This is a genomic window from Pseudomonas sp. BN505, assembly GCF_029873175.1.
Taxonomy (GTDB): domain Bacteria; phylum Pseudomonadota; class Gammaproteobacteria; order Pseudomonadales; family Pseudomonadaceae; genus Aquipseudomonas; species Aquipseudomonas putida.
Genome location: NZ_SSOI01000069.1, coordinates 66,545 through 91,302 on the forward strand (window position 1 = coordinate 66,545; position 24,758 = coordinate 91,302).

The 24,758-nt window shown below is 60.6% G+C and carries 24 protein-coding genes; 2 read left to right on the forward strand and 22 right to left on the reverse strand.

Annotation, left to right across the window (positions count from 1 at the left end):
• Positions 1-2: 2 nt before the first annotated feature.
• From htpG to E8E78_RS26290, 3 genes are all read right to left on the reverse strand, one after another.
• A complete protein-coding gene (gene htpG, locus E8E78_RS26280) occupies positions 3-1,907 on the reverse strand; it encodes a molecular chaperone HtpG (RefSeq protein WP_016498701.1) in 1,905 nt (634 codons plus the stop codon).
• Positions 1,908-1,976: 69 nt separating this feature from the next.
• Positions 1,977-2,459: a PaaI family thioesterase gene (locus E8E78_RS26285; RefSeq protein WP_049276005.1), complete on the reverse strand. Its 483-nt coding sequence runs from the start codon at positions 2,457-2,459 to the stop codon at positions 1,977-1,979.
• Positions 2,456-2,932, reverse strand: a complete 477-nt coding sequence (locus E8E78_RS26290; protein WP_059395945.1) for a PaaI family thioesterase — start codon at positions 2,930-2,932, stop codon at positions 2,456-2,458. Before E8E78_RS26290 ends, E8E78_RS26285 begins: the two co-directional genes overlap by 4 nt.
• Before the next feature lie 154 nt (positions 2,933-3,086).
• On the opposite strand from E8E78_RS26290, the gene E8E78_RS26295 reads away from it, so the two are divergent.
• A complete protein-coding gene (locus E8E78_RS26295) occupies positions 3,087-3,362 on the forward strand; it encodes a hypothetical protein (RefSeq protein WP_049276001.1) in 276 nt (91 codons plus the stop codon).
• Between the two features lie 67 nt (positions 3,363-3,429).
• Here the strand turns inward: E8E78_RS26295 and E8E78_RS26300 are convergent, their stop codons facing one another.
• The 11 genes from E8E78_RS26300 to sdhC all read right to left on the reverse strand — a co-directional run bounded on the left by E8E78_RS26300 (position 3,430) and on the right by sdhC (position 17,447).
• Positions 3,430-4,179 (reverse strand): DUF599 family protein, encoded by a 750-nt coding sequence (locus E8E78_RS26300; RefSeq protein WP_049275999.1) that lies wholly within the window; start codon positions 4,177-4,179, stop codon positions 3,430-3,432.
• Positions 4,180-4,426: 247 nt separating this feature from the next.
• A complete protein-coding gene (gene brnQ, locus E8E78_RS26305) occupies positions 4,427-5,740 on the reverse strand; it encodes a branched-chain amino acid transport system II carrier protein (protein WP_016498696.1) in 1,314 nt (437 codons plus the stop codon).
• A gap of 373 nt (positions 5,741-6,113) precedes the next feature.
• Positions 6,114-6,998: a succinate--CoA ligase subunit alpha gene (gene sucD, locus E8E78_RS26310; protein WP_003254203.1), complete on the reverse strand. Its 885-nt coding sequence runs from the start codon at positions 6,996-6,998 to the stop codon at positions 6,114-6,116.
• On the reverse strand, positions 6,998-8,164 hold the full coding sequence (gene sucC / locus E8E78_RS26315) for an ADP-forming succinate--CoA ligase subunit beta (protein WP_008091914.1): 1,167 nt from the start codon (positions 8,162-8,164) through the stop codon (positions 6,998-7,000). The genes sucD and sucC overlap by 1 nt, the downstream gene beginning before the upstream one ends.
• Positions 8,165-8,336: 172 nt before the next feature.
• Complete coding sequence (gene lpdA, locus E8E78_RS26320) at positions 8,337-9,773, reverse strand: dihydrolipoyl dehydrogenase (RefSeq protein ID WP_019472037.1); 1,437 nt, start codon at positions 9,771-9,773, stop codon at positions 8,337-8,339.
• A 93-nt stretch (positions 9,774-9,866) separates the two neighbouring features.
• A complete protein-coding gene (odhB, locus tag E8E78_RS26325; protein ID WP_059395944.1) occupies positions 9,867-11,087 on the reverse strand; it encodes a 2-oxoglutarate dehydrogenase complex dihydrolipoyllysine-residue succinyltransferase in 1,221 nt (406 codons plus the stop codon).
• Between the two features lie 42 nt (positions 11,088-11,129).
• A complete protein-coding gene (locus E8E78_RS26330) occupies positions 11,130-13,961 on the reverse strand; it encodes a 2-oxoglutarate dehydrogenase E1 component (RefSeq protein WP_016498693.1) in 2,832 nt (943 codons plus the stop codon).
• A 245-nt stretch (positions 13,962-14,206) separates the two neighbouring features.
• Positions 14,207-14,911 carry a succinate dehydrogenase iron-sulfur subunit gene (locus E8E78_RS26335; RefSeq protein ID WP_008091906.1) on the reverse strand — a complete coding sequence of 235 codons (705 nt, stop codon included), beginning with the start codon at positions 14,909-14,911 and terminating at the stop codon, positions 14,207-14,209.
• A gap of 11 nt (positions 14,912-14,922) precedes the next feature.
• Positions 14,923-16,695 carry a succinate dehydrogenase flavoprotein subunit gene (gene sdhA, locus E8E78_RS26340; protein ID WP_016498692.1) on the reverse strand — a complete coding sequence of 591 codons (1,773 nt, stop codon included), beginning with the start codon at positions 16,693-16,695 and terminating at the stop codon, positions 14,923-14,925.
• 3 nt (positions 16,696-16,698) lie between these two features.
• Positions 16,699-17,067, reverse strand: a complete 369-nt coding sequence (gene sdhD, locus E8E78_RS26345) for a succinate dehydrogenase, hydrophobic membrane anchor protein (RefSeq protein WP_016498691.1) — start codon at positions 17,065-17,067, stop codon at positions 16,699-16,701.
• Positions 17,061-17,447 carry a succinate dehydrogenase, cytochrome b556 subunit gene (gene sdhC, locus E8E78_RS26350; RefSeq protein ID WP_008091902.1) on the reverse strand — a complete coding sequence of 129 codons (387 nt, stop codon included), beginning with the start codon at positions 17,445-17,447 and terminating at the stop codon, positions 17,061-17,063. Before sdhC ends, sdhD begins: the two co-directional genes overlap by 7 nt.
• Before the next feature lie 352 nt (positions 17,448-17,799).
• Between sdhC and gltA the strand changes: the two genes are divergently transcribed.
• Positions 17,800-19,089 carry a citrate synthase gene (gene gltA / locus E8E78_RS26355; protein ID WP_016488282.1) on the forward strand — a complete coding sequence of 430 codons (1,290 nt, stop codon included), beginning with the start codon at positions 17,800-17,802 and terminating at the stop codon, positions 19,087-19,089.
• A gap of 100 nt (positions 19,090-19,189) precedes the next feature.
• Here gltA and E8E78_RS26360 read toward each other — a convergent pair whose 3' ends face one another.
• The 8 genes from E8E78_RS26360 to E8E78_RS26395 all read right to left on the reverse strand — a co-directional run.
• Entirely contained in the window at positions 19,190-19,795 is a 606-nt protein-coding gene (locus E8E78_RS26360) for an START domain-containing protein (protein WP_049275992.1), read from the reverse strand.
• A gap of 33 nt (positions 19,796-19,828) precedes the next feature.
• Positions 19,829-20,083, reverse strand: a complete 255-nt coding sequence (locus E8E78_RS26365; protein ID WP_049275991.1) for a YkgJ family cysteine cluster protein — start codon at positions 20,081-20,083, stop codon at positions 19,829-19,831.
• A 129-nt stretch (positions 20,084-20,212) separates the two neighbouring features.
• Positions 20,213-20,692 (reverse strand): hypothetical protein, encoded by a 480-nt coding sequence (locus tag E8E78_RS26370; RefSeq protein ID WP_049275990.1) that lies wholly within the window; start codon positions 20,690-20,692, stop codon positions 20,213-20,215.
• 64 nt (positions 20,693-20,756) lie between these two features.
• A complete protein-coding gene (locus E8E78_RS26375) occupies positions 20,757-22,199 on the reverse strand; it encodes a PLP-dependent aminotransferase family protein (protein WP_049275989.1) in 1,443 nt (480 codons plus the stop codon).
• A 279-nt stretch (positions 22,200-22,478) separates the two neighbouring features.
• Entirely contained in the window at positions 22,479-23,291 is an 813-nt protein-coding gene (locus E8E78_RS26380) for an OmpA family protein (RefSeq protein ID WP_016498687.1), read from the reverse strand.
• Positions 23,288-23,641 (reverse strand): DUF4398 domain-containing protein, encoded by a 354-nt coding sequence (locus E8E78_RS26385; protein ID WP_280313711.1) that lies wholly within the window; start codon positions 23,639-23,641, stop codon positions 23,288-23,290. Before E8E78_RS26385 ends, E8E78_RS26380 begins: the two co-directional genes overlap by 4 nt.
• Before the next feature lie 9 nt (positions 23,642-23,650).
• Positions 23,651-24,472: a transporter substrate-binding domain-containing protein gene (locus tag E8E78_RS26390; protein ID WP_016498685.1), complete on the reverse strand. Its 822-nt coding sequence runs from the start codon at positions 24,470-24,472 to the stop codon at positions 23,651-23,653.
• A gap of 75 nt (positions 24,473-24,547) precedes the next feature.
• A partial coding sequence (locus E8E78_RS26395; RefSeq protein ID WP_048377694.1) for an FAD-binding protein occupies positions 24,548-24,758 on the reverse strand: 211 nt, incomplete at its 5' end.

Sequence of the window (24,758 nt, forward strand, 5' to 3'; positions counted from 1 at the left end):
ACTTAAACAGACAGCTCTACCAGCAGCTTGTTCAGGCGACGAACGTAGGCCGCCGGGTCCTTCAAGCTGTCACCGGCCGCCAGGGCCGCCTGATCAAACAGAATGTGCGACAGCTCGGCGAAGCGGTCTTCGCTCTGCTCGTTGTCCAGTTTCTCGATCAGCGGGTGGCTTGGGTTGAACTCGAAGATCGGCTTGGACTCCGGTACCTTCTGCCCGCTGGCTTCCAGAATCTGACGCATCTGCAAGCCCAGGTCCTGCTCGCCAATGGCCAGGATAGCCGGGGAGTCGGTCAGGCGGTGCGACACGCGCACGTCGGCCACGCTGTCACCCAGCGCGCCCTTCAGGCGCTCGACCAGGCCTTCCTTGTCCTTGGCGACTTCTTCCTGGGCTTTCTTGTCTTCTTCCGAATCCAGGTTGCCCAGGTCCAGGTCGCCACGGGCGACATCGACGAAAGCCTTGCCGTCGAACTCGTTGAGGTAGCTCATCAGCCACTCGTCGATACGGTCGGTCAGCAGCAGCACTTCGATGCCTTTCTTGCGGAAGACTTCCAGGTGCGGGCTGTTCTTGACCTGCGCGTACGACTCGCCGGTGAGGTAGTAGATCTTGTCCTGGCCTTCCTTGGCGCGAGCCAGGTAGTCGGCCAGGGCAACGCTCTGCTCGCCGCTGTCGTCGTGGGTGGAGGCGAAGCGCAGCAGGCCGGCGATCTTCTCCTTGTTGGCGAAATCTTCGGCCGGGCCCTCCTTCAGCACCTGGCCGAAGTTTTTCCAGAAGCCCTTGTACTGCTCGGGTTCGTTCTTCGCGAGCTTCTCCAGCATGTCCAGCACGCGCTTGGTCAGCGCGGTCTTCATCGACTCGATGATCGGGTCTTTCTGCAGGATTTCGCGGGACACGTTCAGCGACAGGTCGTTGGAGTCGACCACACCTTTGATGAAGCGCAGGTACAGCGGCAGGAACGATTCGGCCTGTTCCATGATGAACACGCGCTGCACGTACAGCTTCAGGCCGCGCGACGCTTCGCGCTGGTACAGGTCGAACGGTGCGCGGGCCGGCACGTACAGCAGCGAGTTGTATTCGAGCTTGCCTTCGACCTTGTTGTGGCTCCAAGCCAGCGGGTTTTCGAAGTCATGGCCAATGTGCTTGTAGAACTCCTGGTATTCCTCGTCCTTGATCTCGGTACGCGGACGGGTCCACAGGGCGCTGGCACGGTTGACGGTTTCCCACTCTTCGGCTGGCTGCTCTTCGCCTTCGGCGGCAGCCTGCTCCTTCGGCAGCTGAATAGGCAGGGCGATGTGGTCGGAGTACTTCTTGACCACGTTGCGCAGGCGCCAGCCATCGGCGAACTCTTTCTCTTCCTGCTTCAGGTGCAGGACGATGCGGGTACCGCGCTGTGGCTTGTCGATGGTGGCGACTTCAAACTCGCCCTCGCCTTTGGACGACCAGTGCACGCCTTCGGCAGCAGGCTGACCGGCGCGACGGCTGTACACGTCGACCTTGTCGGCCACGATGAACGCGGAGTAGAAGCCCACACCGAACTGACCGATCAGGTGCGAGTCCTTCTTCTGGTCACCGGTGAGGTTCTTCATGAAGTCGGCGGTGCCGGACTTGGCGATGGTGCCAAGGTGAGCGATGACGTCTTCGCGGCTCATGCCGATGCCGTTGTCCTCAAGGGTAACGGTACCGGCATCCTTGTCGAAGCTCAGGCGAATTTTCAGCTCATCGCCACCTTCAAGCAGCTCTGGCTTGGCCAGGGCTTCGAAACGCAGTTTGTCCACGGCGTCGGAGGCGTTGGAAATCAGTTCCCGCAGGAAGATTTCCTTGTTCGAGTACAGCGAATGAATCATGAGGTGCAGCAGTTGCTTCACCTCGGTCTGGAAGCCCAGCGTTTCCTTTTGTGTTTCCACAGTCATGGTCTTCGAAACTCCGATCTGATTGCAGTGGCGCCTGGCGGCCGGCTCGGCCTGCGTTAATGGCGGATGTCATTCAGATGGGGGCTGCCCGGATGATTTCAAGGGCTTTTCCGGCTCGATCTTGAAATGCGCACGGGCAGTGGCAATTGGCGCCTGCCTGTCGCCCTGCCAGGCGGTGACGGCCACATTGGTCACCCGGCGGCCCTGGCGCCACAGCTGGCATTGGGCGTAGGTATCGCGAAAATGCCCGGCGCGCAGGTAGTCGATGGAAAAATCGATCACCTTCGGGATACTCGCGCTTTCGCTGTAGATCAGCAGGTACAGCGCAGCGGACAGCTCCATGAAACCCGCAATCACGCCACCATGGATGGCGGGCAGCAACGGATTACCGATGTTGTCGGGGTTTGCTGGGAGGCGGAACAGAAGGTCATCGCCCTGGCGCTCGCATTCGATGCCAATCAGCCCTGCGTAGGGAATCAGTGCCAGCAATGGCCGGTAATCACCGACCGCGTGGGCGGCGTTGAGTTGCTGGCGAACCGCGTACGGAATCATGCGCCTCCCTCCTTCAGGTTATTGCCGAACCGGATACCGCCCTTGATCTCCTGGCCCAGGCGCATGAAGGTCCCCACCACTTGGCAGATCGGCTGGTCGGGGTCGTCCTGGTAGGCGGTGCCACGGGTGAAGATCACGTCGCGGGTAACCCGGTAGCACTGGGCGTGGCCATAGATGTCCTTGCCGGCTTCGGCCGGGTGCATGTAGTCGATGCGCAGATCCAGTGTCGGGCACACCTCGAAGCGCGGCAGCACGCACAGGGTGGCCATGCCGCAGGTGGTATCCATCAGCGTGGTCAACGCCCCGCCATGTACCGCGCCCGTTTGCGGGTTGCCGACAATGGCCGGCGACCAGGGCAATACCAAGGTCATGCCATTGGCATCCGCCTGGCCCACACGCATGTTCAGCAACTGGCAATGTTTAAGGGCCGAGAGAAAACGCTCGGCCATGGCCATCAAGGTTGAATCGCTCATTCGCTGTTTCCACCCGCACTGCCGCAGCGGCATAAAAATGTTAAAAAGTCCATATAGAACGGGGCGTTATATATCTGTAATCTTCGTGGAACTTATTCCGCGTAGTTAGACTCGAAGGAACAAGTCACTTATTCCACCAAGGAGAAACACACCCATGCGTAAACCTTTTGCTTTTGCTCTGATGCTGGCCGCTGCCATGGGCCTGGCCGCTTGCGATAAAGCGAGCGAGGACAAAGCCCAGGACGCACAGCAACACGCCGAGCAAGCCCAGGAAAAAGCGGGCGAAGCTCAGGATAAAATGAACGAAGCCGCCAAGGAAAACGCTGAAGCCGCCAAAGATCAGGCTGAAGCCGAGCAGAAGGCTGCCGAAGAAGCCGCGCCGGCTGCCCCTGCGCCAGGAACTGCTCCAGCAGAACCTGCCAAGCAGTAATTGGCTAAAACAAAAAAACCCGACACTGTCGGGTTTTTTTATATCTTCAGTTTACAGGTTAAACGTTTCAGTTACCCGTGGCCGTACTTTCCCGGGCCGGTTCACCCGGCACACTTTCCGTGGGCGTGAACACCATCACATCCAGCACATCCGAATGGAACTCGCGCCGGTAGAGAATCAACACTACCCCCACGCTCATGGCCATGAATAACCACGGGCTGATGAACCAGCTCAACATGGCCATGCCGAAGTAATACGAACGCAGGCCCAGGTTGAACTGGTTGGCGGCAAGCGACAATACCCGCGCCGCCCGCGAGGCGAATGCCTTGCGCTCCAGTTCGTTGACCAGCCGCTCCCCGATCATGGGCGCCGAACCCACCAGCACCGCTGCAAAGTTGTATTGGCGCATGCACCAGCTGAACGTGAAAAACGCGTAGACGAAGACCGTGGCCAGGCATAGCAGCTTGATCTCCGACATGCCCTGGGAGGTCTGCTGCACCAGCGGCAAGTCGGCCAGCAGCGACAGCGCCCGGTCGGAGGCACCGAGCACGGTAAGGATGCCGGCGAGGATGATCAGCGTGCTGGAGGCAAAGAACGACGCGTTGCGTTCGAGGTTGCCGATCACGCTGGCATCGGCGATACGGTTGTCGCGCAGCAGCATGCGGCGCATCCAGTCCTCACGGTACAGGTGCAACACGCTGGCAAGGCACGCGGTGTCGCGGCCCTTCCAGATGGCATAGCGGGTATAGCCACCCCAGCACAGGGCAAACCAGGCGATAGCCAGCAGGTTGTTGAGGTTGGTTTGGATGAAGTTCATGCAGGGTTCCCGAAAGGGCCAGATGCCTAGAGGATAGGGATCAGGTTTCGACGCTGGCAAGCGGCAAAAGACACAGCTGCACAGCGAAATCTGCATCGCTGGCGCAGTCAGCTGTAAGAACGCAAGGCAAAAGGGTTGCCCAAAAAAAGCCCCGCATCCTTTCGGATACGGGGCTTTCGAGTCTTGGCCCTTGGCGAGCACCCTTCGGCTTGTGGCCGGTGCCGCCCTCAGGCTTCAACTTTTCAGGTCAGGCCAGCGCCTCGCGCGGCTTGCCAAGCATGCGGTCGCAGGCCACGGCACCAACCAGGGTCACCACCGAAGGCACCAACCAAGCAAGGCCCTGGTCGCTCAGCGGCAAGTGCGCCATGAAGTCCGGCAGCACGTGGGCAATGCTGCTGCCCTTGATTGCGTCGACCATGCCGAACAACAGCGACACCAGCATCACCGGTGCCAGGATGCGGGTCGGCGAGTTCCACAGGTCTTTCACGAAGCTCAGGCCGACCACCACGATGCAGGGTGGGTAGATGGCGGTGAGTACCGGGATCGAGAACATGATCAGCTTGGTCAGGCCCAGGTTGGAGATCAGCAGCGAGGAGCCTGCCAGGATCACTACCAGCGCACGGTACGACAGCGGCAAGATCTGGCTGAAGTACTCGGCACAGGCGCAGGTCAGGCCAACCGCAGTCACCAGGCAAGCCAGGGCGATGAGTACGGCGAGGAAGCCGCTGCCCAGCGAGCCGAAGGTGTGCTGCACGTAGGCATGCAGTACCGCCGCACCGTTGGTAGCGTCAGCCGCGATATCGTGGCTGCCGGCACCCAAGCGGAACAGGCTGATGTACACCAGGGCCAGGCCGACACCGGCGATCAGGCCGGCGATGATGGCGTAGCGGGTGATCAGCTTCGGCGACGTGACACCGCGCGAGCGGATGGCGTTGACGATCACGATACCGAACACCAGGGCACCCAGGGTATCCATGGTCAGGTAGCCATCGGAGAAGCCCTTGGAGAACGCGGCGGCGGCATAGGCCGGCTGTGCTTCACCAATGGTCCCGGCCGGCAGCGCGAAGGCAGCGATGCCCAGCACGGCCAAGGCGATGATCTTCAACGGTGCCAGGAAGCGGCCGACGGTGTCGAGCAGCTTGCCCGGGTACATGGACACGGCCAGCACCACGGCGAAGTACACCAGGCTGTAGATGAACAGCGCCAACGGGCTTTCACCGGTCAGCGGTGCAACACCTACTTCGAACGACACGGTCGCCGTACGCGGGGTGGCGAACAGCGGGCCGACCGACAGGTAGCACACAGCCGCCAGCAGGCCGCCGAAGAATTTGCCGATCGGGCTGCTCAGGGCATCCATGCCGCCACCGACCTTGGCCAGGGCGACCACGGTGATGACCGGCAGACCCACGGCGGTCACCAGGAAGCCTAGTGCTGCCATCCAGACGTGCGGGCCGGACTGCAGACCGACGATAGGCGGGAAGATGATATTGCCCGCGCCAACGAAAAGCGCAAACGTCATAAAGCCAAGCGCCAGGATATCCTGGCCTTTGAGAACTTTCATTTAAGGTAGTACCACACTGCTGAAATCGGGATTCGAGAAGGGATTTCCCCAGGGGTGAGGGAAATGCTGCCCGGCTTGATAGGCCAGACCCGTTTAGCGTGTCGTTCCCTTTTGGGGAGCGGGCACAGAGTGGCGCGTAGATTAACCGTTTTACCCGACAAACGCACTGTTACAGTGCTGCTTGTCCGATGTGCGTACATGTTTGTCGTCTGGATATCTGTGCCAAGCGATAATTTATTGCCAATTAGCGTGAATGTCTGGTGGAAAAACCTGATAGGAACTATCGAATGTTCCATGTCGATAAAATACCCGGCGCAACAACGACAAAGGCCACCCGAAGGTGGCCTCTGTGCGCGTGGGGGGTGTAGCAGTATTACTTCTTGGCTTCCCAGCCAGTCAGCTCGGCCAGGGCCTTGCCGATGTCAGCCAGCGAACGCACGGTCTTCACACCAGCGTCCTGCAGGGCGGCGAACTTCTCGTCCGCAGTACCCTTGCCGCCGGAAATGATGGCGCCAGCGTGGCCCATGCGCTTGCCCGCAGGTGCGGTAACACCAGCGATGTAGGAAACGACTGGCTTGGTCACGTGGGCCTTGATGTAGGCCGCGGCTTCTTCTTCAGCCGAACCGCCGATCTCACCGATCATCACGATCGCTTCGGTCTTCGGGTCTTCCTGGAACAGCTTCAGGATGTCGATGAAGTTGGAGCCCGGGATCGGGTCACCGCCGATGCCGACGCAGGTCGACTGGCCGAAGCCGGCGTCGGTGGTCTGCTTCACAGCTTCGTAGGTCAGGGTGCCGGAGCGCGAAACGATACCGACCTTGCCTGGCAGGTGGATGTGGCCTGGCATGATACCGATCTTGCACTCGCCCGGGGTGATGACACCTGGGCAGTTAGGGCCGATCAGGGTCACGCCCAGCTCGTCGCACTTGACCTTGGCATCCAGCATGTCCAGGGTAGGAATGCCTTCGGTGATGCAGACGATCAGCTTGATGCCGCCGAAGGCAGCTTCCAGGATCGAGTCTTTGCAGAACGGAGCCGGTACGTAGATGACCGAAGCGTCAGCGCCGGTAGCTTCCACGGCTTCCTTGACGGTGTTGAACACCGGCAGGCCCAGGTGGGTGGTGCCACCCTTGCCTGGGGTTACGCCGCCGACCATCTTGGTGCCGTAGGCGATGGCTTGTTCGGAGTGGAAAGTACCCTGCGAGCCGGTGAAGCCCTGGCAGATGACTTTGGTGTCTTTATTGATCAGGACGCTCATTACTTGCCCTCCGCAGCTTTGACAACTTGTTGAGCAGCGTCGGTCAGGCTGGTTGCCGCAATGATGTTCAAACCGCTTTCTGCCAGTACTTTAGCGCCCAGTTCGGCGTTGTTGCCTTCGAGGCGAACCACAACCGGAACCTTAACGCCGACTTCTTTCACTGCACCGATGATGCCTTCGGCAATCATGTCGCAACGAACGATGCCGCCGAAGATGTTGACCAGAACGGCCGCGACATTGCTGTCGGACAGAATGATCTTGAAGGCTTCGGTAACGCGCTCTTTGGTAGCACCGCCGCCAACGTCGAGGAAGTTGGCTGGCTTGCCGCCATGCAGGTTGACGATGTCCATGGTACCCATGGCCAGGCCGGCACCGTTGACCATGCAGCCGATGTTGCCTTCCAGGGCCACGTAGTTCAGCTCGAAGCTGGCAGCGTGGGCTTCACGAGGATCGTCCTGCGACGGGTCGTGGAAGGTTTTCAGCTTAGGCTGACGGTACATGGCGTTTGCGTCGATGTTGATCTTCGCATCCAGGCAGTGCAGGTCGCCGTCGGCCTTGATGACCAGCGGGTTGACTTCCAGCAGGGCCAGGTCATGTTCTTTGAACAGCTTGGCCAGGCCTACGAAAATCTTGGCGAACTGTGCAACTTGCTTGCCTTCCAGACCCAGCTGGAATGCCAGTTCACGACCCTGGAACGGCTGAGCGCCGACCAGTGGATCGATAGTAGCCTTGATGATCTTCTCAGGAGTTTCGTGAGCGACTTTCTCGATGTCCACGCCACCTTCGGTGGAGGCCATGAACACGATACGGCGGCTCGAGCGATCGACTACAGCGCCCAGGTACAGCTCTTTGGCGATGTCAGTGCAGGATTCGACCAGGATCTTGGTCACTGGCTGACCGTTGGCGTCGGTCTGGTAGGTTACCAGGCGCTTGCCCAACCATTGCGCAGCGAACGCCTTGGCGTCTTCCTTGCTGCGAACCAGCTTGACGCCGCCCGCTTTACCGCGACCACCTGCGTGAACCTGGGCTTTTACAACCCACTCGGAACCGCCGATCTTGTCGCAAGCTTCTGCTGCAGCTTCAGGGGTATCGACTGCGAAACCCTTGGAAACTGGCAGGCCGTATTCAGCGAACAGCTGCTTACCCTGATACTCGTGAAGATTCATGCTTTTTACCGTCTTCGTTAGGTACTGCGCTTCGGCGCTGCGCCATTACTGGCGCCGCACCACCTGTGACCGTTGACCCCGGGTTTTCCCGTGTGATCCGGTCCGGCGGACGTTCCGCGGTGAGTCATGCACGCAAGACTCACGACGGGCTGCCCGCCGTGGTTTCTTATAATTAACGCTTCTTACGGTTGGCCACGTGAATGGCGCCGCCATTCACCGCCAGCGCTGCTTCATGCAACGCTTCGGACAGGGTTGGATGGCTGAAGACCATCATGCCCAGATCCTCGGCACTGGTGCCGAATTCCATTGCGATTGCACCCTGCTGCACCAGTTCGGCAGCCGATGGGCCAATCACGTGTACACCCAGAACGCGGTCGGTCTTGGCATCGGCGATGACCTTGACGAAACCACCGGTGTCGTTGGCTGCCATCGCACGGCCGCTGGCCGCGAACGGGAAGGTGCCTACGTTAACCTCAACACCCTCGGCCTTCAAGGACTGTTCGGTCTTGCCGACCCATGCAATTTCCGGGTGGGTGTAGATAACCGACGGGATCAGGTCGTAGTTCATCTGGGCCTTGTGGCCCTTGATGCGCTCGACAACCATGATGCCCTCTTCCGAGGCCTTGTGGGCCAGCATCATGCCGCGTACCACGTCACCGATGGCGAACACGCCCGGAACGCTGGTGGCGCAGTGATCGTCGACGAAGATGTAGCCACGCTCGTCGATGGTCACGCCGCTGTCGGAAGCCAGCAGGTCGGTGGTTACAGGGCGACGGCCGACCGCAACGATCAGCTTGTCGAAGGTGATCTTCTGCTCGCCTTCGGCGTTGGTGTAGGTCACTTCGACTTCGTTGCCGTTGACTTTCGAGCCGGTAACCCGAGCGCCCAGCTTGATGTCCAGGCCTTGCTTGGTCAGGGTCTTCTGGGCCTCTTTCGACACGGCAGTGTCGGCAGCCATCAGGAAGGTGTCCAGGGCTTCCAGGACGGTGACTTCAGCACCCAGGCGAGCCCATACCGAGCCCAGCTCCAGGCCGATCACGCCGGCACCGATAACGCCCAGGCGCTTCGGTACGGTCTGGAATTCCAGGGCGCCGGTGGAGTCGACGATGACGTTCTGGTCGACCGGAGCCGGTGGAATGTCGATCGGGCGCGAGCCGGAAGCCAGGATCACGTTGTCGGCTTCGATGACTTCGGTAGTACCGTCAGCCTTGGTGACTTCGACTTTCTTGCCAGCCAGCAGCTTGCCGTGGCCCTGGATCGAAGTAACGCCGTTGGCCTTGAACAGGGTGGCAACGCCACCGGTCAGGTTCTTGACGATGCCAGCCTTGCGGCCAACCATCGCGGCGACGTCCATCTTCACTTCACCAGTGGAGATACCGTGGACGTTGAAGCTCTCTTTGGCTTCCTTGTACTTCCAGGAGCTGTCCAGCAGCGCCTTGGAAGGAATGCAACCTACGTTCAGGCAGGTGCCGCCCAGGGCCAGCTTGCCCTCGGCGTCAGTGTACTTCTCGATACAGGCAGTCTTCAGACCAAGTTGGGCAGCCTTGATGGCAGCTACATAGCCGCCAGGACCTGCACCAATCACCACTACGTCGAATTTCTGGGTCATAAAAGATTCCTTATCAGCAACTAGCTACAAGCCGCGAACCGCGCGGCATGGCTTCTCGCGAAGCCAGGGCCGGCACGGTACGCAGCCAGAGGGTTAGATGTCCAGCAGCAGGCGGGACGGATCTTCCAGCAGGTTCTTGATAGTGACCAGGAAGGTTACCGCTTCCTTGCCGTCGATCAGGCGGTGATCGTACGACAGCGCCAAGTACATCATCGGGCGAATCACGACTTGGCCATTGATGGCCATCGGGCGCTGGATGATGTTGTGCATGCCGAGGATGGCGGCCTGCGGCGGGTTGACGATCGGGGTCGACATCATCGAACCGAAGGTACCACCGTTGGTGATGGTGAAGGTGCCACCGGTCATCTCTTCGATGGACAGCTTGCCGTCACGGGCCTTCTTGCCGAAGGTGGCGATGCCGTTCTCGATTTCAGCCAGGCTCATCGACTCGGCGTTACGCAGTACGGGTACCACCAGGCCACGGTCGCTGGACACGGCAACGCCGACGTCGGCGAAGCCGTGGTAGACGATGTCGTTGCCGTCGATCGAGGCGTTGACCGCCGGGAAGCGTTTCAGGGCTTCGGTAGCGGCCTTGACGAAGAACGACATGAAGCCCAGGCGCACGCCATTGTGGGTCTTCTCGAACAGGTCCTTGTACTTCGAACGCAGGGCCATGACTTCGGTCATGTCCACTTCGTTGAAGGTGGTCAGCATCGCCATGTTGGACTGGGCTTCGACCAGACGCTCGGCGATCTTGGCACGCAGGCGGGTCATCGGCACGCGCTTCTCGGTGCGGTCGCCAGCAGCGACGACAACCGGGGCAGCAGCAGCGGCAGGCTTGGCAGCCGGGGCAGCGGCAGGTGCCGACTTCTTGTTGGCAACAGCAGCAACCACGTCTTCCTTGGTGACGCGACCGCCTTTACCGGTACCGGCAACGGTAGCCAGGTCGATGCCGTTTTCTTCAGCCAGCTTGCGGGCGGCCGGGGCAGCAACCGGGTCATCTTCGCCAGCATCGGCGGCAGCGGCAGCCGGTGCAGCAGCAGGAGCGGCTGCGGCGGCTGGAGCAGCGGCAGCACCGCCTTCAACGATCGAACCCAGCAGTTCGTCGGACAGGACGGTGTCGCCCTCGCCCTTGACGATGTCGCCCAGCACGCCATCGGCGGTAGCCAGTACTTCCAGGACAACCTTGTCGGTCTCGATGTCGACGATCAGCTCGTCACGCTTGACGGCGTCGCCCGGCTTCTTGTGCCAGGTGGCAACGGTGCCATCGGCAACCGATTCCGGGAAGGTTGGGGCTTTGATCTCGATAGCCATTATCTGTGTTTCCTTAAATTCGGTTTCAGGTGCGCGAAGGCGTTAGACAGTGAAGGCGTCTTGCAGCAGTTTTTCCTGCTGTTCGGCGTGCTTCGAAGCGTAACCACAGGCTGGTGCGGCAGACGCGTCGCGACCGGCGTATTCCAGGACCAGTGCCTTGTTGTGGCGGCCCAGGATACGGCGCATGTGGTGCTGGCTGCTGTACCAGGCGCCCTGGTTCATCGGCTCTTCCTGGCACCAGACGGCGTGCTTGAGGTTGCTGTATTGCGCCAGGATTTCGACCAGGTCGTCTTCCGGGAACGGGTACAGCTGCTCGAGACGCAGGATGGCGATGTCTTCGCGGCCTTCGGCACGGCGTTTTTCCAGCAGGTCGTAGTAAACCTTGCCGCTGCACAGCACCAGGCGCTCGACCTTGGCCGGATCGATTGCGTCGATTTCCGGGATCACGGTCTGGAACGAGCCTTCCGCCAGTTCTTCCAGGGTCGAGATGGCCAGCTTGTGGCGCAGCAGCGACTTCGGCGTCAGGACTACCAGCGGCTTGCGCAGCGGGCGGATGACCTGGCGACGCAGCAGGTGGTAGATCTGTGCCGGAGTGGTCGGTACGCAGACCTGGATGTTGTGCTCGGCGCACAGCTGCAGGTAACGCTCCAGACGCGCGGAGGAGTGCTCCGGGCCCTGCCCTTCGTAACCGTGTGGCAGCAGCATGGTCAGACCGCACAGGCGGCCCCACTTGTGCTCACCGCTGGTGATGAACTGGTCGATCACCACTTGCGCACCGTTGGCGAAGTCGCCGAACTGGGCTTCCCAGATCACCAGCGCGTTCGGCGTGGTGGTGGAATAGCCGTATTCGAAGGCCAGCACCGCTTCTTCCGACAGGAAGGAGTCGTACAGGTCGAAGCGCGGCTGGCCCGGGAACAGGTTCTGCAGCGGAATGTAGGTGCTGGCGTCCTTCTGGTTGTGCAACACCGCGTGACGGTGCGAGAAGGTGCCGCGGCCGATGTCCTGGCCGGTCATGCGGATCGGGTGACCTTCGAACTGCAGGGTGGCGTAGGCCATGGTCTCTGCATAACCCCAGTTGATCGGCAAGCCACCGGCCTGCATCTTCTGGCGATCTTCGTAGATCTTCGAGACCTGACGCTGAACGACGAAGCCTTCTGGCAATTCCAGCAGCTTGGCCGACAGGTCTTGCAGGGTCTTGAGGTCGAAGCGGGTGTCGTGACGCGCAGTCCAGGCGTGGCCCAGGTACGGACGCCAGTCGACGAACAGCTCGCGGTTCGGTTCCTTGACCAGGCTTTTCACAACGTGCAGGCCATTGTCCAGCGCGTTGCGGTACTCGTCGATCTTGGCCTGAGCGCGCTCGGCGTCGATACGACCGGCCTGGATCAGCGCCTCGGCATACAGCTCACGGGTAGTGCGCTGCTTGCTGATCTGCTGGTACATCAGCGGCTGGGTGCCGTTCGGTTCGTCAGCCTCGTTGTGGCCGCGACGACGGTAGCAGACCAGGTCGATGACCACGTCACGCTTGAACTGCATGCGGTAATCGATGGCCAGCTGGGTGACGAACAGCACTGCTTCCGGGTCATCGCCGTTCACGTGCAGGATCGGCGCCTGGATCATCTTGGCAACGTCGGTGGCGTACTCGGTGGAGCGCGCGTCCAGCGGGTTGCTGATGGTGAAACCAACCTGGTTGTTGATCACGATGTGCACGGTACCGCCGGTCTTGAAACCGCGGGTCTGTGACATCTGGAAGGTTTCCATGACCACGCCCTGGCCGGCGAATGCTGCGTCGCCGTGGATCGAGATCGGCAGTACCTTGTCGCCGACGGTGTCGTTGCGACGGTCCTGACGGGCGCGCACCGAACCTTCAACCACTGGCGAGACGATTTCCAGGTGGGACGGGTTGAACGCCATGGCCAGGTGAACTTCGCCACCGGTGGTCATCACGTTCGAGGAGAAGCCCTGGTGATACTTCACGTCACCGGAGCCCAGCTCGTTCATCTTCTTGCCTTCGAACTCGTCGAACAGCTCGCGCGGGTTCTTGCCGAAGGTGTTCACCAGTACGTTCAGGCGACCACGGTGGGCCATGCCGATCACGACTTCCTTGGTGCCGTAAGAACCGGAACGCTGGATCATTTCATCCAGCATCGGGATCAGGCTCTCGCCGCCTTCAAGGCCGAAGCGCTTGGTGCCCGGGTACTTGGTGCCCAGGTACTTTTCCAGGCCCTCACCGGCGGTCACGCGCTCGAGCAGGTGAGCCTGCACGTCAGCGGAAAACTCCGGACGACCGCGCACGCTTTCCAGACGCTGCTGGAACCAGCTGCGCTGCTCGGAATCGACGATGTGGGTGAATTCGGCGCCAATGGTGCGACAATATGTCTTCTGGAGTGCATCGAAGATGTCGCGTAGGCTCGCCTCCTCTTTGCCGATGAACAGGTCGCCGGCACGGAAGGTCGTATCAAGATCGGCATTGGTCAAGCCGTAGTGATTGATCGACAGGTCTACGGGCGCTGGACGCTGCCACAACCCCAACGGGTCAAGCTTGGCAGCCTGATGGCCGCGCATACGATAGGCCTGGATCAGTCGCAGAACTTCAACCTGCTTCTTCTCGTGTTCACTGCTCACGCTCCCGGCGGATACCGGTTGGGCGCGGCGCTGGTTCTTTGCCAGCAGTACGAAATGGTCGCGGATTGTCGAGTGCGATACATCAGTAGCGGTGCTGCCGTCGGCTGGCAACTTCTGGAAGTAAGTGCGCCACTCTTCTGGCACAGCGTTAGGGTCGTGCAGGTAGAGCTCGTAGAGCTCTTCCACATATGCAGCGTTACCACCTGAAAGGTGGGCGCTATCCCACATGCGCTGCATCACGCTTTCTTGCATGCTTGGTCACCCTCGATTAGGGGACTGATCGGCGAGAGCCACAGCAAACCTGGAAAAGTCCGAATAAAGCGACTGAACCACGCCACTTGGATCCTGCTGATTTTCCGGGTACCAGCCCGGAAAGCCCCTGCTGGTCTCATATCTTCATAGGTATGAACGCGGGCTTTGTGGGCCCTTGTTCGGGTTTTACCTCAGTGCGGGCTCAGCGCCCGCACCTCGGCTTACTGCAGTTACAACACTTTGTATCAGGTGCCGCTTTGCAGCAGCATGTTACGTACGTGACCGATTGCCTTGGTCGGGTTCAGACCTTTCGGGCAAACGTTTACGCAGTTCATGATCCCGCGGCAGCGGAATACGCTGAACGGGTCATCCAGGGACGCCAGGCGCTCCTGAGTCTTGGTGTCACGGCTGTCGGCCAGGAAGCGGTAGGCCTGCAGCAGTGCGGCGGGGCCCAGGAACTTGTCCGGGTTCCACCAGAACGACGGGCAGGAAGTCGAGCAGCAAGCGCACAGGATGCACTCGTACAGGCCGTCCAGCTTGTCACGTTCTTCAGGCGACTGCAGACGCTCGATGGCCGGGGCCGGCGTGTCGTTCTGCAGGAATGGTTTCACCTTCTCGTACTGCTTGTAGAAGATGCTCATGTCGACGACCAGGTCACGAATGACCGGCAGGCCCGGCAGCGGGCGCAGAACCAGCTTGTTGCCCTTGACCACGCCCGACAGCGGGGTGATGCAGGCCAGGCCGTTCTTGCCGTTCATGTTCATGCCATCGGAACCGCACACGCCTTCACGGCAGGAGCGACGGTACGAGAAACCCTCGTCCTTTTCCTTGATCAGCGCCAATACATCGAGAACCATCAGGTCCTTGCCGCCGGTATCGACGTCGAACGACTCCATCTTGGGCGCCGAGTCGGTGTCGGGGTTGTAACGATAAACTTCGACTTTCAACATAGCAGCCACCCTTAGTAAGTCCGGATTTTTGGCTCGAAGGCCGGAACGGTCTTCGGCGCAAAGTTGACGCCACGCTTGGCAACGCGCTTCTCACCCGGGTAGTACAGGGTGTGGCACAGCCAGTTTTCGTCGTCACGGTCTTCGAAGTCTTCACGGGCGTGAGCGCCGCGGGACTCTTTACGGGCTTCGGCCGCGATGGCGGTAGCTTCGGCGACTTCCAGCAGGTTCTGCAGCTCCAGCGCTTCGATACGCGCGGTGTTGAAGGCCTGGGACTTGTCGTTGATCTTGACGTTGGCGATGCGGTCACGCAGGCCGGCCAGCTGCTCGATACCCTTCTGCATGTATTCGCCAGTACGGAATACACCGAAGTAGTTCTGCATGCAGCTCTGCAGTTCGCGCTTGAGGCTGGCAACGTCTTCGCCAGTGGAGCGCTCGTTGAGCTTGTTCAGGCGGTTCAGGGCAACTTCGATGTCGGTGTCGCTGGCGTCGAGATGCTCGATGCCGTCGCTCAGCGCCTTCTCCAGGTGCAGGCCGGCAGCACGGCCGAATACCACCAGGTCGAGCAGCGAGTTGCCGCCCAGGCGGTTGGCACCGTGAACCGATACGCACGCCACTTCACCTACGGCGAACAGGCCAGGGATGATGTGATCCTTGCCTTCTTCGTCCATGGTGATGGCCTGGCCATGAATGTTGGTGGCAACGCCGCCCATCATGTAGTGGCAGGTCGGAACGACCGGCACCGGCGCGACGACCGGGTCGACGTGGGCGAAGGTCTTGGACAGTTCGCAGATACCTGGCAGGCGGCTGTGCAGCACTTCCTCGCCCAGGTGGTCTAGCTTCAGCAGTACGTGGTCCTTGTTCGGGCCCACGCCGTTGCCGGCGATGATTTCCTTGACCATGGAACGGGCAACCACGTCGCGACCGGCCAGGTCTTTCGCGTTCGGCGCGTAACGCTCCATGAAGCGCTCGCCGTGGGCGTTGATCAGGTAACCACCTTCACCGCGGCAACCCTCGGTGACCAGTACACCGGCGCCGGCGATGCCGGTTGGGTGGAACTGCCACATCTCGATGTCCTGCACCGGTACACCGGCACGCAGGGCCATGCCGATACCGTCACCGGTATTGATCAGGGCGTTGGTGGTGGAGGAGTAGATACGGCCCGCACCGCCAGTGGCCAGAACGGTGGCCTTGGACTTGATGTACATGGTTTCGCCGGTTTCGATGCAGATCGCGATCACACCGACAAAGGCGCCTTCCTGGTTCTTCACCAGATCAACGGCGTAGTACTCGTTGAGGAAGGTGGTACCGGCTTTGAGGTTGCCCTGGTACAGGGTGTGCAGCAGCGCGTGACCGGTACGGTCGGAAGCGGCACAGGTACGGGCGGCCTGGCCACCTTTACCGAAGTCCTTGGACTGGCCACCGAACGGACGCTGGTAGATGCGGCCGGTTTCGGTACGCGAGAACGGCAGGCCCATGTGGTCCAGCTCGAAGACCGCAGCCGGGCCTTCCTGACACATGTATTCGATAGCGTCCTGGTCACCGATGTAGTCGGAACCCTTGACGGTATCGTACATGTGCCAGCGCCAGTCGTCGTTCGGGTCGGCCGAAGCGATGGCGCAGGTGATGCCGCCCTGGGCGGATACGGTGTGCGAACGGGTCGGGAAGACCTTGGTGACTACGGCAGTCTTGTGGCCGCCTTGAGCCAGTTGCAGCGCTGCGCGCATGCCGGCGCCGCCGCCACCGATGATGATGGCGTCGAAGGAAATGGTTGGAATGCTAGCCATGGATCAGATACCCCAGAGAATCTGCACACCCCAGACGAAGTAAGCGAACATCGCAACGCCGCATACCGCCTGGAACAGGAAACGAATCGCAGTTGCCGACTTGCCGAACGACATAGGCGTCAGGTAGTCGGTTGCAATGGTCCACATGCCGACCCAGGCGTGAGCGCCCAGGGCAACGAGGGCCAGCAGACTGAAGATCCGCATCGCGTTGTTGGAGAACAGACCATGCCACTGGGTGTAGTCGATGCCTGGGTGGGCGATCACGTAGCCGATCAGGAAGAGGAAGTAAGCCGCGAGAACGACCGCAGAAACGCGCTGCGCCATCCAGTCATAGAGGCCCGAACGCGACAGGTTCGTGACATTGGTTACCATACCCAAACTCCCACCAGAACGATCAGCACCACGGAGATGACGATCACGATTTTCGAGCCCAGCTTGCCGCCTTCCAGCGTCTCACCGATGCCCATGTCCATGATCAGGTGACGAACACCTGCCACGAGGTGATAAAGCAGGGCGGACAGCAGGCCCCAGGTCACGAATTTGGCCAGCGGGCTGGTCAGACACGCCTTCACCTCACCGAAGCCTTCCTCGGAACCCAGCGATTTGCCCAGTGCATAAAGCATGATGGCAAGGCCGATGAACAGGATGACGCCGGAGATACGGTGCAGGATGGACGTGTACGCAGTGACAGGGAGCTTGATGGTCCTTAGGTCTAGGTTTACAGGTCGTTGGCTTTTCACGGCTTTTTTCACACTGAAGAGCCCCTAGCGAATCAGGGCAAAGTTGTTGGTAAGTGTACTGGTCAGGTACCCACCACCCAGGGAACGGCGACCCCCAGCAGTTCGGGCTTGCAAGCCCCTGGCGGTCGGGTGCCGAGTATAGACAGTTAGGCTGCTTATGACAACGTGACGGGGTAGCCCAAATAGCGCATTGCCTTTAACGAACAAAAGGCGTAAATGGGCGAGAATTTCGGGAAAAATCAGGCTTGAATGCCTGTTTCAACAAGCCTTTAGGCAAATTGACATCTGAATTTATCCCTCTATAGTGGTGCGGGCCCTGCGTGGGGGGTCTGTCTGATGATTTCTAGCATTAATAGGAGGCCACATGGCTGACAAAAAAGCGCAGTTGGTCATCGAGGGCGCTGCCCCCGTCGAGCTGCCCATTTTAACCGGCACCGTTGGTCCTGATGTAATCGACGTCCGCGGGTTGGGGGCCACTGGTCACTTCACCTTCGACCCTGGTTTCATGGCGACTGCCTCGTGCGAGTCGAAGATCACCTACATTGACGGCGACAAAGGTATCCTGCTGCACCGCGGCTACCCGATCGAGCAACTCGCCGAGCAATCCGACTACCTCGAAACCTGCTACCTGCTGCTCAACGGCGAACTGCCGAATGCCGAGCAGAAGGCCCAGTTCGTCAGCACCGTCAAGAACCACACCATGGTTCACGAGCAGCTGAAGTCCTTCTTCAACGGCTTCCGCCGCGACGCTCACCCAATGGCGGTGATGTGCGGCGTGGTCGGCGCCCTGTCGGCGTTCTATCACGACTCCCTGGATATCAATAACCCGCAACACCGCGAAATCTCCGCGGTGCGCCTGGTCGCCAAGATGCCGACCCTGGCCGCGATGGTTTACAAGTACTCCATGGGCCAGCCGATGATGTACCCGCGCAACGACCTGTCGTACGCGGAAAACTTCCTGCACATGATGTTCAACACCCCGTGCGAGATCAAACCGATCAGCCCGGTGCTGGCCAAGGCAATGGACCGGATCTTCATCCTCCACGCCGACCACGAGCAGAACGCCTCCACTTCCACCGTCCGCCTGGCCGGCTCGTCGGGTGCCAACCCGTTCGCCTGTATTGCCGCCGGCATCGCCGCACTCTGGGGCCCGGCCCACGGCGGTGCGAACGAAGCCGTCCTGACCATGCTCGATGAAATCGGCGATGTCTCGAACATCGACACGTTCATCGCCAAGGCCAAGGACAAGAACGACCCGTTCAAGCTGATGGGCTTCGGTCACCGCGTGTACAAGAACCGCGACCCGCGCGCCACCGTGATGAAGCAGACCTGCGACGAAGTCCTGCGCGAGCTGGGCATCAAGAACGACCCGCAGCTGGAACTGGCCATGCGCCTCGAAGAGATCGCCCTGACCGATCCGTACTTCATCGAGCGCTCGCTGTACCCGAACGTCGACTTCTACTCGGGGATCATCCTCAAGGCAATCGGCATTCCGACCAGCATGTTCACCGTGATCTTCGCCCTGGCACGTACCGTGGGCTGGATCTCGCACTGGAAAGAAATGCTCTCCAGCCCGTACAAGATCGGCCGTCCGCGCCAGCTGTACACCGGCGAGCAAAAACGCGACATCACTGCACTGAAAGACCGCAAGTAAGCTTTTTAGCCGAACGCAAAAAGGCTGCCCTTTGGCAGCCTTTTTTATTCCAGGTCCTGATGGCCGCAGCTCGACCCTTGCGGGAGCCCCGCGTTAAACCTCAGTTTTTCTCAGCCCGCTCGCGCAGCCCTTTCAGGGTATTGAACGGCGCATCCACCACGAACTTGTTGGCCACCATCGCCGGCACGTTACCACCCGGCTCGGTGTGCACCTGGTAGGTCACTTCCGTGCTGTCGCCCTTGGGCACCAGCTTCCAGAAGCCCTCAACCTTGGCTACGCGCACAAAGCCCTTCTCTTCCGGTAGATAGGTCGGCTCTTCCTTCAGATTCCGCACCAGGCTGCCGTCCGCCCCCTTGACAGTCGTCACACGCAAGATCGAATCACGCGGCGTTACCGGCCATGGCGTATTGAACTGGGTGTAGGTCCAGCTCTGGTCACCCTCATGCTTGAGCAGCTTCTGCGACTTGCACTCATGAATCCATGCACAGGCCCCGACCGCGTCTTCCTGCAACGCCTGCACCTTGGCCAGCGGTGCTTTGATCACGGTGACGCCCTGATAGGCCTTGTACTTGGAACCAGCCACTTCGCTGAGGGATATCTTGATCCCCTCCTCGTCCTTGGCCACCTGCCAGTTTTCGGCCCAGGCCGCAGGCGACAGCAGAACACCCACGCCACACAGCAGTGCAATACGCTTGAACGATCTCATCATGTTTATCCTTGTTGTCGAAGATCCAGCCTGTCACGCCGCCGTGATCTGCTCCCACCAGCCAAGAATCCTGATTGCCTCGTCACGGTCACTGCCGCACACCTCGACATCTGCCTTGAAGCCGCCACATACCGCCGGCCGCTCGGGCTTGCCGAACAGGTCGCAGAGGTTGGCAGCCGTCAGGTGCAGGCAGCGCTCGCCAGCCGGCTTGCCATTGGGCATGCGCGGCATCGCAGAAGTGATGGACGGGGCGATGCAGCAGGCACCACAGCCCTCACGGCAATTCATGGTTATTCACCAAAATCAGGACTCCCTGGAACAAAACGGGACGAACGTCCCTGGATAGTAACCGCTCAAACAGGCGTTTGAAATTACTGGCACGATGAAATTTGCCGTGACCCGGCAGTCAGTTCCCGGCTACTGGCGATACTCGAAATCGATGGCTGCCCCTTCCACGTCATGACGGCTGTCATTACGCAACTGCAGCTGCATTTCGTTATTGATCAAGCGGCCATTGAGCTGGAACGGGCTGTCGCTGGTTGCCGGCTTTTCGGTAAACATGGGCGGCAGCAAAGGTTTGCGCCGCTGGATGGGCGACGGGGTACCCACATTCGGCTCCAGGTTGTCGACCATATCGACAGGCAGGCTGAGGTCCAGCTTTGCCTTGGGCAATGGTTTGGCGACCGCTTTGCTGACCGACTTGTGCGCCTTGGCCTTGCTGTTGCCAGCCTTCTTCACCACCTGCTTCTGCGCAGGCTTGGCTGGCGCCTTTTTTTGCACATTTTTGCCCTGGGCTGCCTGCACCTGGCTTGCCGGCTGCGCAGCCAAGGCTGGACTGCCCAGGTAGCAGAGCGGTGCTAGGCACAAGATCAAGGCAAAACGGCGCAAAGCTTTCATGGCAAATGGACAGACTGGCAAGAAAGGTGCGTATGCTCCATGTTCCACGGGCGGCTGGCAAGCCTTACAAAAGTGTGAGCGCAGGCTCCCTGCACAACTGATGAGCCAGCAAACCCAGCGTAATCACTGCCCGCTCGGCCTCTTTGTTCCACGGGATGCCACAATTAAGGCGGATGCAGTGGTTGAACTGTTCTGTGTTACTGAATATTAACCCCGGCGCGATACTGATGCCTTGCTCCAGCGCCCGCACATGCAGCTCCTGGGTATTGACCCGCCCGGGCAGGCTGATCCAGAGGATGAAACCGCCCGTGGGCCGGGTCATCTGGGTACCCTCGGGGAAGTGCTGCTGCACCGCCAACTGGTAGGCACTGAGGTTCTTGCGATACTCCTGGCGGATGTAGCGCAGGTGCCGGTCGTAACCGCCATTTTCCAGGTAGGCCGCCACCCCCATCTGCGTCACGCTACAGGCCGAATGGGTGGTGAAGGTCTGCAGGCGCTGAATTTCGTCCTGATAGCGCCCGGCGATCATCCAGCCAACGCGCACACCAGGGGACAGGGTTTTGGAGAAGCTTGAACAGTAGATCACCCGGTCCAGGCGGTCGAATGCCTTCAGCGCTTTGGTCTTGCCTTGCTCGAACATCAACTCGCCATAGATGTCGTCCTCGATAATCTGAATATCGAAGTCTGACGCCAGACGCAGCAACTGCTTTTGCCGCTCCTCAGGGACCGTGCCACCCAGCGGATTGCTCAGGCGCGCCGTAAGTACCAGGGCCTTGATCGACCACTGGTTAGCCGCCAGCTGCAAGGCTTCAAGGCTGATACCCGTGGATGGATCGCTGGGGATCTCGATCACTTTCAGGCCCAGCAAATCGGCCAGTTGCAGCAACCCGTAATAGGTCGGCGACTCGGCAGCGATCAGATCGCCCGGGCGGGTCAACACACGCAGGGACATTTGCAGGGCATCGACACAGCCATGGGTCACGATCACTTCACGCGGGTCGACCAGCACGCCGGCATCGCGCATGCGAATGGCGATCTGCCGGCGCAGCGGCTCGAAACCGGGGCTGAACATGTAGCTGAAGGCGCGCGGGCTGTGAAAGCGGGTGACCTTGGCAATTTGCTGATGCAGGGCACGTACTGGCAGGTAGTCGACATGCGGCACCGCGGCGCCGAACGGGAACACGCCATCACGGCGGGCCTCGGTCAGCACTTGCTGGATGATGCTGGCACGGGTGACCAGGCCCGGGCGCTCCACCCGGGCAATGTCCGGTGTTTGCGCGGTCAGGGCCGGCGTCTGGTGCACGTAGTAGCCAGATTGTGGCCGCGCGCGGATCAACCCTTGGTCTTCGAGGTTGGCATAGGCCTGCAGCACCGTGGCATGGCTGACATTGAGCTGGGCACTCATCTTGCGCACGGAGGGTACCCGCTCGCCTGGCTGGTAGACACCACGACGGATGTCATCGGCCAGTTGCTGGGCGATACGCTGGTACAGCAGCAGGTTGGTCATGGCGGCGGCTCGTTGTTCTTGTACGGCTCAGTGACGGTAGAGGATACCGTAACAGTTGCAAAGTGTACTGGGACAGAATGCAACATAGTCGACAATACAATAGCGTGATAGCTATCGAAACGACTAAGCCGACAAAAAGCGGGGCCGCATTGCGGCCGTTTCGCGGCACAAGGCCGCTCATACAGGTTCTGCACATGTCCTGGGCTTGACACTACCCTGTGGGAGCGACTTTAGCCGCGAACACCGGCAAAGCCGGTGCCGTCCTCCGCACGCCAGCGATCAGCGCGCAGGCGCGAGCCTGCCCTTGTCGTCGGAGAACACGATCTCCACGCGGCGGTTCTGCGCCCTGCCCCGCTCAGAGGCGTTGGCCTCGATCGGGTACTGGTCGCCATAGCCCTCGACCTGCAGGCGCTTTTCGTCGATGCCAAGGTCCACCAGCATGTCGGCCACGGCCTGCGCCCGGTCGCGGGACAGTTTCAGGTTGTCTTCGGCCGCGCCAGTGCTGTCGGTATAACCTTCGATACGCACTACCCGCCGCGGGTTGAGCTGAAGGAACTGCACCAGCTTGAGCACGGTACGGCTGGCCGAATTCTTCAGCTCGGCACGGCCAGTATCAAACAGCACGTCACCCAGCGTCATCACCAGGCCACGATCAGTCTGCTCCGAAGCCAGCGCAGCGATCTGCGACTCGACCCACTTGCCCTGCTGCTGCACGCTGGCCAACTTGGCCTCGCGCAACGCCAACTGCAGGCGCTGACGCTCGAGGTCAAGCTTGGCCTGGCGCTCCTGGTTCAGCGCCAGCTTGGCATGCTCACTGGCAATTTCACTGTAGCGCTGGCTAAGGTAAGCGTAATGACGCACATCGGAACCGGTGCCGATATAGCTGGACAGGCGCTCGGCACGGGCCAGCGACTCACCTGCGCGGATCACGTCACGTGGCGCACTGCGCAGCACATCGGAATCATCCTTGACCTTGGCGAAGGTGGCACTGGCTTCATCCAGCGCAGCAGAGCTGCGCTGGCTGGCACAACCTTGCAAGCCTGCTGCCAGCGCCAGCAACGCCAGCGCGGCCAATGGTGTACGGCGCATCATGGCTGCACCTCCAGTTGCTTGCGCAAGCGCTTGACCCGCGACTGCAGCAGTTGCAGTTGCTCTTCGCTTTTCTGGTTCAGCACCTGGGCCTCGGCCAGGCGGGCATCAAGCTCGGCCTGCTCGGCGCGCATGCGCGCATCACGGTAGTCCTGGGTCAGCATGTTGGCCTTGGCCCGGGCCAGCTTGCCTTCAGCCATCTGCAGCGTTTCGACCTGCTCGGTGGCACCTACGGCCCTGGCCTGCTCCAGTGCCTGTTCGGAAATGCGCATCTGCTCGTCAGGGGCCGGATCATTGGCGCAGCCAGCCAGGCCGAGCACGGCCAAGGCAAGGATTAGTGGTTGGGTTCTCACGCAATCTTCCTAGTGTTTGGGGGCGTCCGCCGGCACCTGCAACTGCGCTTTCCAGCGCTCGACATTACGTTGCAGGACCGCCTCGGACGCACCGGAGATCGGCAATTCTGTCAGTTTTTTTGCCAATTGCCCACGCAACCAGCTGTCATTGCATGCCGAGTTGTGCGACAGGGCCAGGTACAGGCCTGGCCGGTCCACCGGCAGGCCGCGGGCGATCAGGTCATTGTTCATGCCCAGGCTCTGGGCCATGGCCATGCCCGAATAGCGGCCAGCAAGCACATAGTCCACCTGGCCAAGCACCAGTTTCTGGAACGCCTGGGTCAGGTTCTGCGCTGGCACCAGCTTCAGCTGGGCCTTGGCAAACGCGGTAAAGGCCGGGGTCAGGCGCGCGCGTTCGGACAAGCTGCCCTGGTACTGGGCCAGGTCCGCCGGGCCATCGAAGGTCAACGTGGCATCGTGGCGTGTCCACACCAGGTATTCGTTGAGTTGAAGGGGTGGGTGGATGTAGTCCAGCGCGGTCAGTTGTTCCACCTGCATCGGCGTATCGAGCAGCAGGTCCATACGCCCGCTGCGCACTTCCTCCAGGGCCTGGTCGCGGCGGCCAGCACTTAGCACCTCCACCTTCACCCCCAGCTCGCCAGCCACCTGGCGCAGCAGGTCGACGTTGGCGCCGATCAGGTGTTTCGGGTCTTTCGGGTCCTGCCACGAATAAGGCGGAGCATCAGGGCTGCCGGTTGCCACCAGGCGCTCGCACTTGCCTGCTGCCATGGCCAATGGCGTCACCAACGCCACCATGCATGCCAGCACCCTGCCCGTTCCGCGCAACGTCATCCCTCACTCCTCAACCCATAAAAAAACCCGACCCTCAATGCGAGGGCCGGGTTCTTTATAAGTGAAGCAGGCGGATCAGACCAGCTTTTCCAGCTCCGGAACCGCTTCGAACAGGTCGGCAACCAGGCCGTAGTCGGCCACCTGGAAGATCGGCGCCTCTTCGTCCTTGTTGATCGCAACGATCACTTTGGAGTCTTTCATGCCGGCCAGGTGCTGGATCGCACCGGAGATACCGACGGCGATGTACAGCTGTGGCGCAACGATCTTGCCGGTCTGGCCGACCTGC

Coding starts and splice junctions, on each gene's coding strand:
- htpG (WP_016498701.1), bottom strand. CDS start 1,907: ATGACTGTGGAAACACAAAAGGAAACGCTGGGCTTCCAGACCGAGGTG.
- E8E78_RS26285 (WP_049276005.1), bottom strand. CDS start 2,459: ATGATTCCGTACGCGGTTCGCCAGCAACTCAACGCCGCCCACGCGGTC.
- E8E78_RS26290 (WP_059395945.1), bottom strand. CDS start 2,932: ATGAGCGATTCAACCTTGATGGCCATGGCCGAGCGTTTTCTCTCGGCC.
- E8E78_RS26295 (WP_049276001.1), top strand. CDS start 3,087: ATGCGTAAACCTTTTGCTTTTGCTCTGATGCTGGCCGCTGCCATGGGC.
- E8E78_RS26300 (WP_049275999.1), bottom strand. CDS start 4,179: ATGAACTTCATCCAAACCAACCTCAACAACCTGCTGGCTATCGCCTGG.
- brnQ (WP_016498696.1), bottom strand. CDS start 5,740: ATGAAAGTTCTCAAAGGCCAGGATATCCTGGCGCTTGGCTTTATGACG.
- sucD (WP_003254203.1), bottom strand. CDS start 6,998: ATGAGCGTCCTGATCAATAAAGACACCAAAGTCATCTGCCAGGGCTTC.
- sucC (WP_008091914.1), bottom strand. CDS start 8,164: ATGAATCTTCACGAGTATCAGGGTAAGCAGCTGTTCGCTGAATACGGC.
- lpdA (WP_019472037.1), bottom strand. CDS start 9,773: ATGACCCAGAAATTCGACGTAGTGGTGATTGGTGCAGGTCCTGGCGGC.
- odhB (WP_059395944.1), bottom strand. CDS start 11,087: ATGGCTATCGAGATCAAAGCCCCAACCTTCCCGGAATCGGTTGCCGAT.
- E8E78_RS26330 (WP_016498693.1), bottom strand. CDS start 13,961: ATGCAAGAAAGCGTGATGCAGCGCATGTGGGATAGCGCCCACCTTTCA.
- E8E78_RS26335 (WP_008091906.1), bottom strand. CDS start 14,911: ATGTTGAAAGTCGAAGTTTATCGTTACAACCCCGACACCGACTCGGCG.
- sdhA (WP_016498692.1), bottom strand. CDS start 16,695: ATGGCTAGCATTCCAACCATTTCCTTCGACGCCATCATCATCGGTGGC.
- sdhD (WP_016498691.1), bottom strand. CDS start 17,067: ATGGTAACCAATGTCACGAACCTGTCGCGTTCGGGCCTCTATGACTGG.
- gltA (WP_016488282.1), top strand. CDS start 17,800: ATGGCTGACAAAAAAGCGCAGTTGGTCATCGAGGGCGCTGCCCCCGTC.
- E8E78_RS26360 (WP_049275992.1), bottom strand. CDS start 19,795: ATGAGATCGTTCAAGCGTATTGCACTGCTGTGTGGCGTGGGTGTTCTG.
- E8E78_RS26365 (WP_049275991.1), bottom strand. CDS start 20,083: ATGAATTGCCGTGAGGGCTGTGGTGCCTGCTGCATCGCCCCGTCCATC.
- E8E78_RS26370 (WP_049275990.1), bottom strand. CDS start 20,692: ATGAAAGCTTTGCGCCGTTTTGCCTTGATCTTGTGCCTAGCACCGCTC.
- E8E78_RS26375 (WP_049275989.1), bottom strand. CDS start 22,199: ATGACCAACCTGCTGCTGTACCAGCGTATCGCCCAGCAACTGGCCGAT.
- E8E78_RS26380 (WP_016498687.1), bottom strand. CDS start 23,291: ATGATGCGCCGTACACCATTGGCCGCGCTGGCGTTGCTGGCGCTGGCA.
- E8E78_RS26390 (WP_016498685.1), bottom strand. CDS start 24,472: ATGACGTTGCGCGGAACGGGCAGGGTGCTGGCATGCATGGTGGCGTTG.